The 16480-nt window shown below is 69.5% G+C and carries 17 protein-coding genes; 5 read left to right on the forward strand and 12 right to left on the reverse strand.

Annotated features, from left to right (window positions below; all coding sequences use genetic code 11):
• Window positions 1–24: 24 nt before the first annotated feature.
• From ABEB12_RS39610 to ABEB12_RS39630, 5 genes are read right to left on the reverse strand one after another with little or no spacing between them, the layout of a single operon-like run.
• Window positions 25–657, reverse strand: coding sequence for a hypothetical protein (locus ABEB12_RS39610; RefSeq protein WP_345703546.1), 633 nt, complete (start codon window positions 655–657; stop codon window positions 25–27).
• Between the two features lie 51 nt (window positions 658–708).
• Window positions 709–1605 carry a serine hydrolase gene (locus ABEB12_RS39615; protein WP_185063266.1) on the reverse strand — a complete coding sequence of 299 codons (897 nt, stop codon included), beginning with the start codon at window positions 1603–1605 and terminating at the stop codon, window positions 709–711.
• 13 nt (window positions 1606–1618) lie between these two features.
• A complete protein-coding gene (locus ABEB12_RS39620; RefSeq protein WP_185063387.1) occupies window positions 1619–1861 on the reverse strand; it encodes a hypothetical protein in 243 nt (80 codons plus the stop codon).
• On the reverse strand, window positions 1858–3141 hold the full coding sequence (locus tag ABEB12_RS39625) for a hypothetical protein (RefSeq protein ID WP_185063265.1): 1284 nt from the start codon (window positions 3139–3141) through the stop codon (window positions 1858–1860). The genes ABEB12_RS39620 and ABEB12_RS39625 overlap by 4 nt, the downstream gene beginning before the upstream one ends.
• Window positions 3142–3144: 3 nt before the next feature.
• Window positions 3145–4035, reverse strand: a complete 891-nt coding sequence (locus ABEB12_RS39630) for a LysR family transcriptional regulator (RefSeq protein WP_185063264.1) — start codon at window positions 4033–4035, stop codon at window positions 3145–3147.
• Window positions 4036–4264: 229 nt separating this feature from the next.
• On the opposite strand from ABEB12_RS39630, the gene bla reads away from it, so the two are divergent.
• Both bla and ABEB12_RS39640 read left to right on the forward strand, forming a co-directional pair.
• Window positions 4265–5245: a class A beta-lactamase gene (gene bla, locus ABEB12_RS39635; RefSeq protein ID WP_425572315.1), complete on the forward strand. Its 981-nt coding sequence runs from the start codon at window positions 4265–4267 to the stop codon at window positions 5243–5245.
• A gap of 71 nt (window positions 5246–5316) precedes the next feature.
• Complete coding sequence (locus ABEB12_RS39640) at window positions 5317–6759, forward strand: NAD(P)-binding domain-containing protein (RefSeq protein ID WP_221498435.1); 1443 nt, start codon at window positions 5317–5319, stop codon at window positions 6757–6759.
• A gap of 6 nt (window positions 6760–6765) precedes the next feature.
• Here the strand turns inward: ABEB12_RS39640 and ABEB12_RS39645 are convergent, their stop codons facing one another.
• Window positions 6766–7419 carry a TetR family transcriptional regulator gene (locus ABEB12_RS39645; RefSeq protein ID WP_185063263.1) on the reverse strand — a complete coding sequence of 218 codons (654 nt, stop codon included), beginning with the start codon at window positions 7417–7419 and terminating at the stop codon, window positions 6766–6768.
• A 43-nt stretch (window positions 7420–7462) separates the two neighbouring features.
• Between ABEB12_RS39645 and ABEB12_RS39650 the strand changes: the two genes are divergently transcribed.
• The 3 genes from ABEB12_RS39650 (at window position 7463) to ABEB12_RS39660 (ending at window position 11220) form a co-directional block, all read left to right on the forward strand.
• Complete coding sequence (locus ABEB12_RS39650; RefSeq protein ID WP_185063262.1) at window positions 7463–8206, forward strand: WHG domain-containing protein; 744 nt, start codon at window positions 7463–7465, stop codon at window positions 8204–8206.
• 73 nt (window positions 8207–8279) lie between these two features.
• A complete protein-coding gene (locus ABEB12_RS39655) occupies window positions 8280–8696 on the forward strand; it encodes a hypothetical protein (protein ID WP_185063261.1) in 417 nt (138 codons plus the stop codon).
• A 1183-nt stretch (window positions 8697–9879) separates the two neighbouring features.
• On the forward strand, window positions 9880–11220 hold the full coding sequence (locus tag ABEB12_RS39660) for an ABC transporter permease (protein ID WP_185063260.1): 1341 nt from the start codon (window positions 9880–9882) through the stop codon (window positions 11218–11220).
• Here ABEB12_RS39660 and ABEB12_RS39665 read toward each other — a convergent pair.
• From ABEB12_RS39665 to ABEB12_RS39690, 6 genes are all read right to left on the reverse strand, one after another.
• Window positions 11137–11838, reverse strand: a complete 702-nt coding sequence (locus ABEB12_RS39665) for a replication-relaxation family protein (protein WP_185063259.1) — start codon at window positions 11836–11838, stop codon at window positions 11137–11139. The genes ABEB12_RS39660 and ABEB12_RS39665 overlap by 84 nt on opposite strands.
• A gap of 388 nt (window positions 11839–12226) precedes the next feature.
• On the reverse strand, window positions 12227–12640 hold the full coding sequence (locus tag ABEB12_RS39670; protein ID WP_185063258.1) for a hypothetical protein: 414 nt from the start codon (window positions 12638–12640) through the stop codon (window positions 12227–12229).
• A 907-nt stretch (window positions 12641–13547) separates the two neighbouring features.
• Window positions 13548–14573, reverse strand: coding sequence for an ABC transporter substrate-binding protein (locus ABEB12_RS39675; RefSeq protein WP_185063257.1), 1026 nt, complete (start codon window positions 14571–14573; stop codon window positions 13548–13550).
• Window positions 14570–15343 (reverse strand): GntR family transcriptional regulator, encoded by a 774-nt coding sequence (locus ABEB12_RS39680; RefSeq protein WP_345703550.1) that lies wholly within the window; start codon window positions 15341–15343, stop codon window positions 14570–14572. Before ABEB12_RS39680 ends, ABEB12_RS39675 begins: the two co-directional genes overlap by 4 nt.
• Before the next feature lie 159 nt (window positions 15344–15502).
• On the reverse strand, window positions 15503–15745 hold the full coding sequence (locus ABEB12_RS39685) for a hypothetical protein (protein ID WP_185063255.1): 243 nt from the start codon (window positions 15743–15745) through the stop codon (window positions 15503–15505).
• A gap of 35 nt (window positions 15746–15780) precedes the next feature.
• Entirely contained in the window at window positions 15781–16449 is a 669-nt protein-coding gene (locus ABEB12_RS39690) for a TetR family transcriptional regulator (RefSeq protein ID WP_185063254.1), read from the reverse strand.
• Window positions 16450–16480: the final 31 nt, after the last annotated feature.

Genomic DNA, 16480 nt, shown 5'->3' on the forward strand with positions numbered 1-16480 from the left:
AACCGGGTGCCTCGCGGGCGATACCTAGTTGGGCCGGGCGCGACAGGACACGCAGGCCTGCTTGAAGCTGTGCGCCACACCGCCGATGTCGGGGTTCTTCTGGCCATGGGTCACCGCGGTGATCGCGCTGCCCGCGCAGTTGCCCTGTTCGTAGAGGTAACCCTCGCGCTGCGAGCCGGCCTGGAAGGACTGCTTGCCCGAGTCCAGGTTCAGACACTGGTTGTTGCCGATGTCCTTGATCTCCATGATCGCGCCGCCGTAGTCGGGCTCGTCGAACAGGCACAAGGTCTGCGGGACGTCACACTCGGCCGACTGGTTCCAGCTCTGCGCCGCGAAGCCGATGTCCGGGTTCTGGCTGCCCTTCACCACCTGGATCGACCGTCCCTTGCAGTCGGTCGTCTCGTACAGCGTTCCGCCGTACTCGGTGCTGGCCCGGAACGACCTCTTGGAGACGCCGATGTCGGAACAGCCAGGACCGAGATTCCCGTAGAGGGTGAGGTTCCCGGTGTAGTTGGCTCCGTCGAACAGGCACATCTTCTCGCCGGGCTCATCACAGTGCAGCCTCGGCTGCGCCGAAGCCACCGGGGTGTGCACGACTGCGACGAACAATGCCGGGGACAGGGCGGCAAGCAGCCCGAAGATCCGAGAACGCATCACGGCGGCAACTTATCGAGCAGGCGCTCAACAAGCCATGACCCACATAGTTGGCTAACCGGCACGCAAGTGGTCACGCAGAGTACGGGCGACCCGGGCCATCAGCGCCTCGGCGCCGGGCTGGGTGGCGGCCGGGACCCGGGACTCGGTGAGCGCGGCAACCGCGCATACCTGGCCGTCCGCGTGTTCCACCACGCCGACCTCGTGACGCAGGTTGAGCAGCGTGCCGGTCTTGGACGACCACCGGCTGGCGTCGGAGGCGAAGTCCGGGGTCAGCCGCTGGCGCAGCAGGTTCTCCCCCATCAGCTCGCGCACCCGGGCGGCCACCGTCGCGTCGATCTTGGACGGGGTCCACAGCGCCTCGAGCAGGTTGACGAACGCGCGGGCCGAGCCGGAGCTGGCCCGGCTGATGTCCAGCTGCGGGATCGCATGCCCCTGGCCGGCGGTGGCGGAGTCGATGGCCAGCGAGTGGGCCAGGTGGATCTCCGCGCGCTCGAACCGCTCGGCGGGAGTGTCCATCAGCTCGCCGATCGGGTGGCGCGCGGTGATCCCGGGGAGCCCCCACTCGCGGAGCATCGCGGTGACCTCGGCCGTCGGGGTCAGCTCGAACAGTGCGTCGGTGGCGGTGCCGTCGCTGATCGCGATGGACAGGTGGAGCAGGTCGTCGATCGCCACCCGCGCCGGGTGGCGGAACCTGGTCAGGCCGGTCGGCCCTGGAGTGGTGACCCCGCCGGGCTGGATGTCGATCAGAGTGGCGCCGTCCAGCTCGCCCCGGCGGATCCGGTCCAGGGTCGCGGCGGCCAGTGGGACCTTCACCAGCGAGGCGTTGGGCAACTCCCAGTCCGGGTCGATGCCGATCTCCTGCCCGGTACCCAGATCACGGACCAGGAACGAGCCGCGCAGCCCGCCGTCGTCCAACTCCTCGCGCAGCCGCGCGATCAGGTTGTGCACCTCAGCCTCCCCATCAGCCCGGTTTCTTCAGCAATTCCACCAGAGCCGAGGTGCTGTGCTCGCCATAGCCCGCCGCGACCGCCCGCTTCAGCAGGTCGTGCCATTCCGTATCGATGTCCGCGCGTGCCAGGTGGTCAGGCGGGCGGTGGTGAGCGGGCTTGCCGTCACGGCGTCCCCGATCGACCGCGTGTGCCTGGCGCCCTTGGCGACCAGCGGAACGGCCTTGGCGGCGGTTCTGTTCTCCGACAGCACTCACCAGTTGGTGACCCCGAACAGCGACGGCCAGCTCTGCCGGCTGGCGAACATCCGCCCGGTGTCGTGACCGACCCCGGGGATCACCACATGATCGTGGGGCGCCTCCGGGTATACACTGTGTATGCGGTTGTAATAATAGGTGCCTCTGGCCAGCCGCGACGGACCCTCCAGGTTGGCGGGACAGGTGGTGTCCAGGTTGTGGTTGGCGAGGGTGTCGCCAGCGCCGTTGAGGATGGTCACTCGGCGGCCGAGGTAACGCCGCAGCGCCTGCTCGGGAGTCAGCGCGGCGACGTACCCCTGCCGGCGTTGCAGGCCATACCGGTAGTCGTTGTAACCCGGGCAGCTCTCGGCCGGCGGGACGGTGAAGCGCGTGCCGTCCGAGGTTGGCCGTTCCGGGCCGAAGTAGACGTAGCTGGACGGGTTCATCACCGAGAAGTTGAACGCCATCCAGGGCAGTGTCTCGGGTGCCCGGCCGAAGACGGCATAGCGCTGGGTGAACTGCCCGCCGGCCGAGTGCCCGGCCAGTGTGATGTGCCGCATCGCGGGGAACCGCTGGCGGCTGGCCAGCGAGGCGATCAGCTGGTCCATCACCATGAAGCTGGAGAGATCCCCCTGTTCGGAGGCGTAGCCCTGCTTCCACGTCTGGTCCTGCCAGGCGATCTCGTCGGGCGCCAGCCGGTCGCGGCCGTCCGCCAGGAACCACGGCGCAACGATGATCGTTTGCCGGTCGACGCCGGCGGCTCGGGCGGCGGCCAGCATCCGGTCGAAGTCGACCTTGGCGGTGCGTCCGTCGCCGTGCACGACGATCACCGCGCGGGTCACGTCCTTGGCGCCGGCCATCGGAAAGTTGGCGACGACCCGGAACCTGGCGCCGGTGGGCAGGGTCAGCGACTCCAAGTTGCCGGATCGCTCACCGGGCGTGACCAGCACCGACGCCGGGACATCGCTCGGCGGCGCCGGGACCGGTGATTCGGCACTGCCCCGCAGCACGGCACTGCCCGGCGGCACGGCACTGCCCGGCGGCACGGCGGTGCCCGGCGGAGCGGCGGTGCCCGGCGGAGCGGACCCAGCCGACGGCACGGCACTGCCCGGCGGAGCGGACCCGGCCGGCGGCACCGCACCGGGCGGAACGGCACCGGTCGACGGAACACCGGGCGGAGCGGGACCGGTCAGAGCGGCTCCGGGGGGCGCGGCACCAGGCGGGGCACCGTCGGCGTCGTTCGCGCCGCATCCGGCCAGGAGTGCCACCCCGAGCAGGACCGCAACCAGCTTCGTCGTCACGCTCTACTCATCACCCTCGGCGTCCGGCACACCGAGGCAGCGGGCGATGCCGTCGCGCAGGCGCGTGCGCAGCCGATCGGCGTCGTCGCCCAGCGTTGCGCCGACGTCGAAGCCGCGGGCCAGTGAGGTCTCACCCAGCGGCCGCCAGTGCAGGCCCAACTCGCGGGCCTGCACCGCCGAGCAGAGCAGCAGGTCCCCCGAGCCGAACACGCTGGCGGCGGCCGAGGTGAGGGAGTCGGCCACGGTGACCTGGGTCGGTGCCAGTCCCACGGAGTCGCGCACCCGGATCACCCGGTCCCGGATGTGCGGCACGTCGTCCTCCGGCTGCAGCCACACCCTGCGCGGCGGCCGGCCGGTCCGGCCCACCCGCAAGGTGTCCAGGTAGATCACGCTCGTGGTCGGCCGCACCGCGCCGGCCAGGCCAAGCGGCACGGTCCAGGCGCCCTCCGGGGCGGGCACCGCGACCAGCGCGGCCCGCACCTCCTGGGTACGCACCAGCTCCGCGCGCTCCGCCGGCGGAGCCGGCCGGAACTCCAGGTAGACGTCCAGCGCACGACCTTCGGCGTCGAGTTCGGCCAGGTCGCGGGTAGTACAGGTGTCCGGGACGGCGAGCCGCAGCGGGCGCTGCCTGGCCCGCCGAGCGTCGTGCTCCATGGCGTCGACCAGGTGTACCAGGCGCTTCGCGGTGGGCAACATGTCCCGGCCGAACGGGGTGAGCCGGGCGCGCCGGGTGGACCGGTCGAACAGCCGCTCGCCGAGGTGACGCTCCAGCGCGGCGATGCGCCGGCTGGCCACCGGCTGCGGGATGCGGGCGATCGCCGCCCCCGCGGTGAAGCTGCCGGCCTCGCTCACACTCACGAACGCCCGACACCCCCCGACCAGATCCACCACCACACTCTATGCAGATTACGCATAAAACTGTCAACTTCCATCTTTGCTGACATACCCCCCTCCCTGATTCAGTGCCTTCAGCACCCCGATTCAGTCACTTCTGCACGGTGATTCAGTCACTTCAGCAGGGTGAGTCAGCCCCGGACCGCGCCCTCGCGGACCGGGACCCGACCGAAGGAGCCCCGTGTCCCTCCCCGTTGGCCCACCGACCGCGCGGGCCTCTTTCGCCGCGCTGACCGCCGCGTTCCTGGCCGCGGCGCTCACCGCCTGCGCCGGCCCGGCACCCACCACCGCCTCCGGCCGGGCACCCACCGCTGCCTCCGGCTCGGCACCCGCTCCCAGCCCGGCGCCAGCCCCCCGCTCCCCGTCCGCGCCCGCCCCGGCCTTCGTTCCCGGCCCGGCCTCCACCCCTGGCGCGGCAGCCGCGGCCGAACGCGCCGAGTTCGAACGGTTGGAGCTGGACTTCGACGCCCGGCTGGGCCTGTACGCGGTGGACACCGCCACCGGTCGGGAGATCACATTCCGCGCCGACGAAAGGTTCGGTTACGCCTCCACGCACAAGGCGTTCAGCGCGGCCGCTGTGCTCCAACGCACCCCGCTCGACCAGTTGGACCGGGTCGTCACCTACCGACAGAGCGACGTGGTGTCCGACTCCCCCATCACCGCCCAGCACGCCAGCACCGGGATGACGCTGCGCGCGATCATGGACGCCACCCTCCGGTACAGCGACAACACCGGCGGCAACCTGCTCTTCCGTGAGCTGGGCGGACCGGCCGGACTGGCCGCCGCGTTGCGCGCCGTCGGCGACACCACCAGCCAGGTGGACCGGATCGAACCCGACCTGAACCGCGTCACCCCGGGCGATCTCCGGGACACCAGCACCCCGCGCGCGCTGGCCAACACGCTTCGCGCGTTCACCCTCGGCGACGCCTTGACCCCGGACAAGCGAAAGGTGCTGGTCGACATGATGTGCGCCAACACCACTGGCAACACCGATATCCGGGCCGGTGTACCGGCCGGCTGGCTGGTCGCGGACAAGACCGGCAGCGCCGACTACGGCACCCGCAACGACATCGCCGTGCTCTGGCCGCCCAACCGCCCGCCCATCGTGATCGCGGTGCTCACCGACCGGAAGGCCAAGGACGACAAGTACGACAACAAGCTCCTCGCCCAGGCCACCACCGCCGCGGTCAAGGCGCTCGGCGCCTCTTGACGCGTAAAGGGTGCACTCTTAGAGTCCGTACTGACTGATGATCAGTCAAAGCGGACGGAGCTGACCTTTACATGGACATCTCTACCAAGGTCGTGATCATCGGCGCCGGGTTCGGCGGGCTGTGCATGGCGGCCGCGCTCAAGCGGACCGGACACGACGACTTCGTCGTGCTGGAAAAGGGTCACGACGTGGGCGGCATCTGGCGGGACAACATCTACCCGGGATGCGGCTGCGACGTGCCCTCGCACCTGTACTCGTTCTCCTTCGAGAAGTATCGAAGCGCGCGATCGCGCTATCCGGCCCAGCCGGAGATCCTCAACTACCTGACCGGCGTCGCCGACAAGTACCGGTTGCGCCAGCACCTGCGCACCGGCGCCGAGGTGGCCAGCGCCGAGTACGACCAGACCGCACGCCGCTGGACGGTGCGCACCGAAGCGGGCGACACCTTCACCGCGGACGTCGTGGTCTGCGCGGTGGGCCAGCTGCACCGGCCGAAGCTGCCCGACATCACCGGCCGGGCGGACTTCACCGGGGCCGCCTTCCACACCGCGCGGTGGAACCCCGACCAGGACCTCACGGGCCGGGACGTGGCGCTGATCGGCACCGGCTCGAGCGCGGCGCAACTGCTGCCGCACGTCGCGCGGCAGGCCCGCCGGGTGCGCGTCTACCAGCGCACCCCGAACTGGGTGCTGCCCAAGCCGAGGCCCGAGTTCGGCCCGCTCACCCGAGCCGTGTTCCGACGAACACCCGGTATACAGAGTGCATACCGAGCGCTGGTCTACCTCGCCGCGGACCTCGCGCTCACCCCGGTGATCACGAAGGGCTGGTCGTTCCTGCCGGCGAAATGGGCCGCGCGCTGGCACCTGCGCCGCCAGGTGCCGGACCCCGCGCTGCGTGCCCGCCTCACCCCCGACTATCCGATCGGTTGCAAGCGGATCGTCGTGGACAGCGACTTCTACCCCGCCGTCACCCGGGAGAACGTCGAACTGGTCACCGACCCGATATCGCGCATCACCCGCGACGGCATCGAGGTCGCCGGTGGGCGCCACGACCGGGCGGATGTGATCGTGTACGCCACTGGGTTCCGGACCACCGAGTTCCTGGCGCCGATGACCGTGCGCGGCCGGGACGGCGCGGTGCTGCAGGACAGTTGGCAGGCCGGCGCGGAGGCCTACCTCGGCATCGCGGTCGAGGGGTTCCCGAACTTCTTCCTGGTGCACGGGCCGAACACCATCCTCGGGCACAACTCCAACATCTTCATGATCGAGTGCCAGGTTCACTTCATCATGAACTGCCTGCGGCTGCTCCCGGGCGCGGTCGAGGTCCGGGCCGAGGCGATGCGCGACTACCGCGACTGGCTGGACACCGCGATCGGCCGGACGGTGTGGCCGGCGGGCTGCCTGAGCTGGTACAAGACCGAGTCGGGGCGGGTGACCAACCCCTGGCCGGCGTCGACCCTGCACTACCGCAAGCTGGTCCGGCGGGACCCGGCCGCGGCGTTCAGCGTGACCTGAGCCGTGTCAGCAGAGCCGGTCGATCACCGACGGTCCGATCCCGATGTCCGGATCGAGCGAGTGGGCCGTGCGCAGCGTGCTCACCAGCGCCCGGATCACCAGCGTCGCGACGTCGTCCCGGCTGGTGTCGGAGTTCTGCAGGTAGTCCAGCAGGCTCTCGGTGACGTAGCCGGACCAACCGCGCATGGCGGTGCGCAGGACCGGACGGATCGGCTCGTGCACGCCGAGCATGCCGAGCAGGCGGGTGACGATGGTCCACCGGAAGCTCTCGATGATCGCGCGCACCTCGGGGTCCGAGCCGCTGCCGCCGTACATCAACGCGAGGTAGCCCTTCGCGTTGTCCTCGACGTAGGCGATGTGCCGCAAGATCCCCTCGCGGAGCATCTCGGCCGGCGTGCCACCGGTCGGCTGCGCCTGGTGCACCGCGCGCAGCCGCTCGGCGACCGCGTTCACCATCGCCAGATACAGGCCCCGCTTGTTGGCGAAGTGGTGCGCGATCAGGCCGTACGCGACCCCGGCCCGCTTGGCGATCTCGGTGGTGGTGACCTCGTCGTAGGCTCGCTCGGTGAACAGAGTCTCCGCCGTTTCGACCAGCAGTGCCCGCCGGTCCGGCCGCTCGCGCGTCTCGATCACCGCGGCGGCGGGGTCAGCGGACACCATGCTGGAAAGTATAACGACGCGTAAATGAAATGACGGTTTAGCCGTGGGAACCCGAGACCGCCTGGTGGAAAGCGCGCTCCGCTTGCTGGAGACGCACGGGCTGGAAGCGCTCAACGCCCGGCGGCTCGGCGCGGAGATCGGCGCTTCCACCATGGTCGTATACAGCCACTTCGGCGGCATGGCCGGGCTGTACGAGGCGCTCGCCCGGGAGTCCTTCACCCGGCTCGCCCGCTTCCTGCGCGAATCCCCGAGCAGCGCCGACCCGGTGGCGGACCTGCTGGTGCAGGCCATGATTTACCGGCGGTTCGCGCTTGCCGACCCCCATCGGTACCACCTGATGTTCGGGGTCAGCGCGCCGGGCGCCGGGCCACTGATCGACCGGGCGCCGGCGACCGACGGCGGCCTCGGCACGCTGGCCGAGGTCAACGCAGCGTTCGGTGAGGTGGTCGAGACGGTGCGCCGGTGCATGGGCGCCGACCGTCTCCGGCGGGACGACCCGGTCTCCACCACCGGACAGATGTGGAGCCTGCTGCACGGGTACATGATGCTGGAGCTCGCGGGCGTCTTCGGGGACGGAGCCAAGGGCATGCTCCGCGTCTTCGCCCCGGCGGCGATCAACCTCCTGGTCGGCCTCGGCGGCGAGCGGGAAGCCACGGAACACTCCGCGCTCGCCGCCATACCGCGCTTCGAGCAGTTGCAGGCGGCAATCCCACCGGAGGCGGGGAGACCGGCCACCGGACCCGAGCAACCGGCGGCGCGGCGCGGCCGGCGACCGCGGATCGGCTAGACACGTCTTCAGTGCTGTGCTAGACAACCTATTACAAAGTTATTCCAACCGCTGAGCTGCTGAAACTCGCGTAATGACTGCCTCGAACAGCCAAGGCCTTGCCCGTCTGCGTGATGCGCTGGACCGGCATTTCGCGTTCATCGAGGACAACTCCGAAGAGTTCCTCCGCCTCATGCACAACCGGAGCAGCTCGGACCCGAGAACGCGGGCGATGGTCGACGACGTCCGCTGGCTCGACGCCACGAGCCTGCTGCACGCCTTCGAGGCACCCGAGCCGGTCCACCCCGTGCTGCGCACCAGCATTCGAGGTTGGGTCGGCTATCTGGACGAGATCGCGCTGGACCATCTGCGGCACCGCGAGCTGACCCGCGACGATCTCGTCGGCCTCGCCACGGCCGCCCTCGTGTCATGCCTGCGGGCCGCCCGATCCCTCGACCCCCGGATCGACGCCGATCCCGGCGCGATCAGCCTCCCCATCCACCAGGCGTAGCCCCAGCCGCGTTGTTGACGCGCGTGGTGGTCGACATTAAAGTCGAGACTGACTGATAATCAATCACCTTCTTGGGCGCTGTCGACTCACACCGGGGGGAACCGCTATGGAGACCAGCGTCGCCAGCGCTCGGCGAGTGTGCGCGCTCGATGGCTGCGACAACCCGGTCGAGCCGGTGCTGACCGGAGAGCCACGGCGGTACTGCTGCACCGATCACCGCAGGGCGGCTCGGCGTCGACGCCGCGAGCAGGTCGAGGCGGCGCGCGATGAGTCGGTCCCTGAGCGGCCGGCCCAGCCGACGACGCCGCCGGCGCCGGTAGCGGACGGCACCGCAGCCACCCGCCCGCGCCGGGAGTCGCCGTACCGGCGCCTGGTGCCCGAGCCCCAACCACCCTGGTTCCGGCGTCGGGCGGCGCAACCGTATGCCGCCCGAGGGGTCCGCCCGGCGCGCCGGCTCAGCGCGTCGCCGGTACCGGTGACGCAGCCCGAGTGGTTGCGGCCGGCGCCCAACCACCCACTGCGGGAACGGGTGGCGGACGCCGCGGTCCGCCAGACCGATGCCGCGGAGCCGTGGCACCGGTGGTCGCCGCCCCCGCCCGACCAGCCGTCCGCCCCGGACGCCCGGGACACCGCGAGCCCGGACACCACGGCAAGCCCAGCCGACACGAGTCTGGCTCCCCCAGCTCCGGCTGCCCCAAGCCCAACCGCCCCACAGCCGACCGCCCCGCACCTGACTCCCCCACCTTCGGCAGCTCCACGCCCAACCCCTCCGCCTTCGGCAGCTCCACGACCGACTGCCCCACCGCGCCCGGCCGCGCGACCTCCGGCTCCTCCGCGCCCGGCCGCGCCGCACCCGGCTGCTCCGCCCCCGCCTCCAGCAGCCCCACACCCGACTGCCTCACGCCCGACAGCTTCACACCCGCCTGCCCCGTCTCCGGCAGCTCTGCATCCGACCGCGCCGCCTCCAGCCGGCCCACGTCCAACCGTCCCGCGCCCCGCCGACCCGGGCGCGGCCGCCGCAAGTCCGGCGGCGCCGCCGGTACGAGCGCGAGCGTCCGCCGCCCAGCTGACGAACTGGCTGGTTGGCGTATCGACCCTCCTGCGGAGCCGGGCAACGTCCCGGCGAGAGCAGACCGCCCGCCAGCGCGCGGCGAATGCGGCTGCACGCCGCGAGGCCGCGGCGGTGCTCGCCGGCACCCCGCTGCCGGGTAGCCCCGGCAAGCCGCGCACCGCCGACGGCGAGCGCCTGGTCGCGGCCGGCCGGCGCACGGTCGAGGCGCTGGCCACCGAATGGGTGCCCCAGATGCGCGAAGCGGTGGCCGCCGCGGCGCACAGCCTGTCCAACAACCGCCTGCGGGCGCTGCTCACCACGACCGGCATCGTCGTCGGTGTCGCCGCGGTGATCGTGCTGGTAGCCCTGGGCGACGGCATGCGGGCGAACTTCGACGCGCAGTTCAGCCGGCTCTCCAACCAGGCCATCATCACCACGGCGAAGGGGTCGGTGCCCAACGGCCGCGAGCCTCGCAAACTGACCGACCAGGACGTCGACGCGCTCACCGATCCTCAGCACGCGCCGCACATCGCCGCGGTGTCCCCGGCCATCCAGGGCAACGTGGTGGTGACCGCCGGGCAGGCGAAGGACAACGCCAGCCTGGTCGGCGCCACCGAGAACTACCTCGAGATGCAGAACCGGCGGGTGGTCGCCGGTACCTGGTTCTCCAAGGACGACGTGACCGGTAGCAGCCGGCACGTCGTGCTGGGCCAGCAGGCCGTGCGCCTGTTGTACGGCTCCGAGATCAGCCCACAGGAACTCGTCGGAAAGCCGATCCGGCTCGCCCAGAGCACGTTCAAGATCCAGGGCGTACTCGCCGCCGACGGCCAGAACGACAACTCGGTCCTCGTGCCGCTCACCGCCGCGCGGGCCTACCTGGTGGGTAACAAGGGCGGCGAGGTCAGCCAGGTCACGCTCAGGTCGACCAGCGTGGACACGCTGCAGACGGCCGTCGCCGAAGCCACCAAGATCTTGGACACCGAGCACTACATCCGCGAGCCCACAGGCCGAGACTTCAACATCACCACGTTCACCGAGCTGCTCAACCAGAGCACCCAGTTCCTGGACTTCCTCACCATGTTCATCGTGGCGGTCGCGGCCATCTCGCTTTTCGTCGGCGGGGTCGGCGTCGCCAACATCATGCTGGTCTCGGTCACCGAGCGAACCCGGGAGATCGGCATCCGGAAGGCGGTGGGCGCCAAGACCACCGCCATCCTGCGCCAGTTCCTCTCCGAGGCGGTGATCCTGACCGGACTCGGCGGCGCCGTGGGCGCGATACTCGGCGTGGCCGTCACGCTGGCCGCCGGGGCGACCCTGCCCGACCTGATCCCCCAGGTCCCCACGCCGATCCTGTCGGCCGGGCCGGTGGTGATCGCGTTCCTGGTGAGCCTAGCGATCGGCCTGCTCGCCGGCGGCTATCCCGCCCGCCGCGCCGCCCGGCTGCGCCCCATCGAAGCGCTCCGCTTCGAGTGACCGAACCACGGTGCGGCGCAGCCGCGCGGCAGGTTGACCCGGTTGCGGTACTTGTCGAGCTTGGTCAGCAGGGTGTCGAGGGGTTCGGTGCCTCGGTCGTGTTCGTAGAGGAACTGGATCTCGCGTTGACCCTGGTGGGTGGGTTCGGTCCAGCGGCCGTACTTCGGACCACCATTCGGCCAGCGCGGCGCCGGGCAGGGTGCGGGCGTGGCCGTGCAGCCGGGTGAAGAACTCCACCACGGCGAGCCGGTGCGCGAGGTTCGGTGAGTGTTCCAGCCGCCAGGCCTCCCGGGTGACCTCGCTCGGCTTGGGGATGGGTTCCTGTTTGGCGGCGGCGGTGAGCGCGGCGCCGAGCGGGCCGACCGTGTACTGGAAAGGCGCGGAGCCGGGCCGGACGTAGGGGCGCCAACGCGCCAGGTAGTGACGTTCGGCGAGTTGCTCCAGCCGGACACGGGCCCGGTTCGGGCAGGGGAACTCCACGCGGGCGATCTGGGCGGCGGTCGCGACCCGGTGTTCGGTGAGCAGGACCAGCACCACCCGGTCGCGCGGGGTGACCCACCGCCCGGCGTCGGCGATCTTCGCGAGGGGGTCGATGGCTCGCCGGCCGGCGCCGCTCATCGGGACACCGCCGCGGGCGACGAGCTCCGGGCGGCGGACCCGGGCGGGACCGGGCCGGGAGCGGAGGCGGGGTCGGGAGCGGAGGCGGGGTCGGCCAGAGCGAGGGCCGATGCGGAAGCGGTGTTGTTGTGGTCAGGGGTAACTCTAGTTAGTTCGGGTCGAGGACATGACCAGCTCCAGGGGTGTTGACCTGCAGGTTTGGCGGGTGGGGGTGCGGCGGTCACACCGGCGCTCTTATTGCCGGGGTGACTGCCGCACCCACGCAGGGGTGACTGCCGGGTGTTGCAGACCGAATGCAGCTCGAATGCAGAGGCAATGCAGTCCGGAACGCGACTCGACCGCACGCCGGCCACACCGGGCTCCGGTGGCCGCAGGCGGGGGCGCCCGGTTAGCGGGGTGCGCGGGTGCAGATGGCGCCGCCGTCGGGCAGGTCACGGTGTTCCCCGGGCTGGTAGAACCGGCAGGTCTGCGGGCCGGTGGAGTTCGGCCCGCCCGGGTATGCGTACGGGCCGGGGTTGGCCGGGTAACCGGGCCGGTAGTTCGGCCAGCCACCGGGCCGTCGCGGGTCCTCGTCCCGGCCGGGAGCCGGGTAGTAGTACACGTCGCCGTCCCGGTCGCGGTCGTTGCAGACGCAGCGCCGCCCGTCCCGGTCCCAGTCCTTGTCGTGGTCCTCGTCGCGGTCGTTGATGCCGTACGCGCCGGGTCGGGCGTCTGGGTCCAGGTCGAGGGCTGACGGGAACCATGCGGCCGGTGACGGTCGGACACGCCCATGCGTGCCAACCCCCCGGTACTCCGGCCACATGGGGCTACGTGGGAAGGGGAGGGGTCTACTCGCCTTCGTCGTCGTCTGACGGCGGTGGAATGACCCGGGGGGCGCGGCCGAAGATCTCGCGATTGATCTCCGCCTCGGTCCAGCCGGCCCATGGACCCACGCGACGTATCGAAACCGAGGCGGCTTGGTGGCCTCTGGGGGTGTCTCATCGGGCATTGCGCGCCACCACCCGGCACTACGCCTCGGCGGCCCGCTCCCACCAGACACACGGCCATAGCCGCAAACACAAGCCGTCGGAACACCACGCGCCGGAGTCTCGCGGCACGTGGTTCTCTAGGAGCCAAGCGACCTGTTCCCGCCGATCAAGCAGACAGCCGATCACGCCTTCCTCGGCTTCCGGATTCTCCAGGTACTCCAGATACGTCGGGTCGCTCGGCCGAACCATGGCCAGCCTGGTCACCGCGATGCACCGAGCCGCTTCGGGGTCTGGCCCGGCTCAACGTGTCGAACCTTGCGGGCGCTCCACTCGGCCAGGAAACAGAGCCAGCGATCATGCAAGGTCAACTTGCTGTAGCGCTCGTACTGTCTACGCAGCTCCGCTCGCCGCCTGCGCCGCTCCGCGCATCGTCTTGTTTCCTCAGCCGCCATCACGCTCAGCACCCCTCATCGGGGGCAAGGCAAAGCGCTAGATCGGCCACGAGGTGGTCGCCCCGGTCGCGGGCGCTAGTGGGTCTTGCCGGTACGCCCGTGCGTGCCGACCGTTCGTCCCCGTACGTGGCGCTGAGCGTGGAGTTTGCGTAGGCCCGCCGCATGCGGCAAGGCACCAGGTTAGGCATCGATGATCCCCGTAGTACGGCCAACGGGTGGACGAGCCGAACCTAGCAACTTGGTGATACAAGTGCAACAACTTGGTGATACAAGTTCGTTTGAGCCCCCCTTACCCCGTCGCCGGAGCCATGCCACCCCCTGTCCACCGGGTGAGCACCGTCTGGTGAGCGCGTTGCATGCCGGTGATCGGGTCGACAGCGAACCAGCCGAGCAGCGTCGTCGTGTCCAGGCTGGTCGCGGCAGCCCATAGGGCGGGACGGGAGAGATCGTCCGTCGTGCGAGCGCAGCGCGCGGCCAGCGCGGCGGTCGCGGCGATCTGAACGGCCGGATAGTCCGGCACACGCCCGCCAGTCTTCGCGTACTCGTGAAGGAATTCTTCCTCCGGCGGCCCCACCTGTGGGGCTATGCGGCGACCGGGCAACCACTGCGCGATTCCGTAGACGCCTTCCGGGTTTGGGACCGCCTGGCCGAATTCATGTACGCCAGCCGCTACCGCGCCCATTGTCTGCGGTGGTCGACTCACATTGAGTGCTTCACGAACGGTTGCCACATCTTCCGGAAAGCTCGCGGCACAAAAGAGATCCCAAGGTTGGCTATGATCCGTCGGGAGTGGGTCGCTCGGTGAGAGTCGATTTGTGACAATGCCGAGCTCAGCAGCGATTCTCTCGACTCCGTCGAGAACTTGAACGCCGAACCTTCCGCGTCCACTCTTTATCCATAATGTCGTGGTGGCCCCGCGGCTGGCGAGCATCCGAACAAAAGGTTCCGCGTAGCGGCTTGTCGGCGCCAGAACAGAGATTACATGCCCAGGTCTGGCCGTTTCGACATCGTCACCAGAACCGCCGTGGTTCCAAAGGAGCTTATCCAGCCGCGTGACAACTCTGTTCGCGGCGCGCATGAGCTGCGTGGAGTACGGTCCCAGAAGCAGATCGCACTGATCAGCCAAGTTGGAGAGGGCGGGGGCTACCTGGTTCGGATCACTTTGATCATCGATGATGACAGTATTAGCATTTCCGTCGAGATTGGCCCAACTACGCAGACCGTGCGCTGCTTGTTCCCCGAACATTGCGTAACGGCCGGTGAGGGAAAGGCAGGCGCCAATCCGCAGGTGCCTACCGGTGGACGTGTGACTCATCGCATGTCGACCTCGTATCGGAACTCGTGCCGATCTGCGGCCGCGATCGATTCCTGGACTTCCAGCGGCGCGTCATCGATATCGTAGATCGTGCGGAGCACGCGAACGACTGGAATTCCGGCGTTTAGACCTAGCTCATCAACTTCGGCCGGTGTCGGCATTCTACTAGTCAGATCATCAACGGAGCGGCTCACAACTCGTCGAATCGGCCCGGCCGGGTCTTCGATGAGCGAAAGCGCACCACCTCGAATTCGAGAACTCTCCGCTATCGGAGTGTCGGCCGCGATGCTGAGTGGGTAGTAACTGTCGCAGCGGGCGATTGGCTGATCATTCACGAGGAACAATCGTCGACGGACTACAACGGTTGCCGCCTCCTCGATGTCGAGCCGATCTGCGACCTCGGCAGGCGCGCTAATCATCTCAACGGCGAGTAGCCGTTGTTCGGGCCGCTGGCCCTGTTCGATGACCTGTGCGTTGAACCCGGGAAGTTTCTCCTCACGGTGCCGCCGGTAGTTCGCCCCGGTCACGCGAAGTCGCACCACAGGGACCGAGCGCACGAAAGCACCCTGGCCCTGCCTGGTGACCACTAAGCCCTCCGCTCGAAGGACCGCGATCGCTCGGCGCACAGTCGTACGACTGGCCTGGTACGTCTCGGCAAGCTTCCATTCAGAACTGAGACGTTCCCCAGCCGCAAACTGACCGGTCAAGATAGCCGAACGAAGCTCGTCAACGATCTTGCGGTACGGAAAGCTCGGGTCAGACGACTGCATCACCCGGCAAACGGTATCCGGCGAAGCGCAGGTGGAGTAATCGGTACACCTGGCCGTCTGGGCCGGTCATTTGTGGCCGTGACCGGTCGGCGGCCGGGGCGAGCGAACGGCGGCCGGGACCCACAGTTCCGCCCCGAGGCCTACCAGCGCCCCGACCCCTTAAGCGCCGTTGCGGGGCACCTCGGCGATGAGCTGGTCAACCAACTGTGCCAATAACGAATCGCTCATCGGGCAAACTGTGATCGTGGCCGCCTTACGAAGCTGCAGGTAGTGGCCGGTGGGCGTGCGGTGAAAGCCGATCACCCACGGGCCAACCCACGGCGTCCCATCGATACAGAACGTCGTGCAGTCCGATCCCGAGGTCTTTCGGCGGGTCGCGCGGCGGGCCGCGGAGAAGCTCACCGGCCAACCCAGCCCCGAGAACGACCCGCTGCGGGTCACCCGGTCGAAGACCGGCTCGTAGGGGCGAACTGCTCGACGAGTTCGGTGGCGATCCCAGTGTCCGGGTCGATCACGCACGCCGTGCGCAGCGTGCCGACCAGCATCTGGATCACCAGGGTGGCCAGTTCGTCCCGCTTGATGTCGGACCGCTGCAGGTAGTCGATCAGGCTGTCGGTGAAGTAGCCGACCCATCCGCCCATCGCGGTGCGCAGGATCGGCCGGAACGGCTCGCGCACACCGAGCGCGCGCATCAGCCGGGTCACCGCCGACCAGCGGAAGTCTTCGATGATGGCGCGCACCTGTGGGTCGGACCCGCTCCCGCCGTGCATCAGGGCGAGGTAGCCCTCGGGATTCTCCTCGACGAACGCTATGTGGCGCACGATCTGCTCGCGCAGCATCTCGGCCGGGGTATCGCCGACCGGCGGCGCATCGTGCACCGCCCGCAGGCACTCGGCGACCGAGTTGACGCTGGCCAGGTACAGGCCCCGCTTGTTGTTGAAGTGGTGCGCGATCAGGCCGTAGGCCACGCCCGCTCGCTGGGCGATCTCGGTGGTGGTGACCTCGTCGTAGGGACGGGCGGTGAACAGCTCGCGCGCCACCGCGATCAGATCGGCGCGGCGGTCGGTCCGCTCACCCGTCGCACGGCTCTGTTCAACGGCCACCATGCACAAAGTGTATCCATAACTGGAACACGTT

The sequence above is a fragment of the Actinospineispora eucalypti genome (genome assembly GCF_039543365.1).
Lineage (GTDB): Bacteria > Actinomycetota > Actinomycetes > Mycobacteriales > Pseudonocardiaceae > Pseudonocardia > Pseudonocardia eucalypti.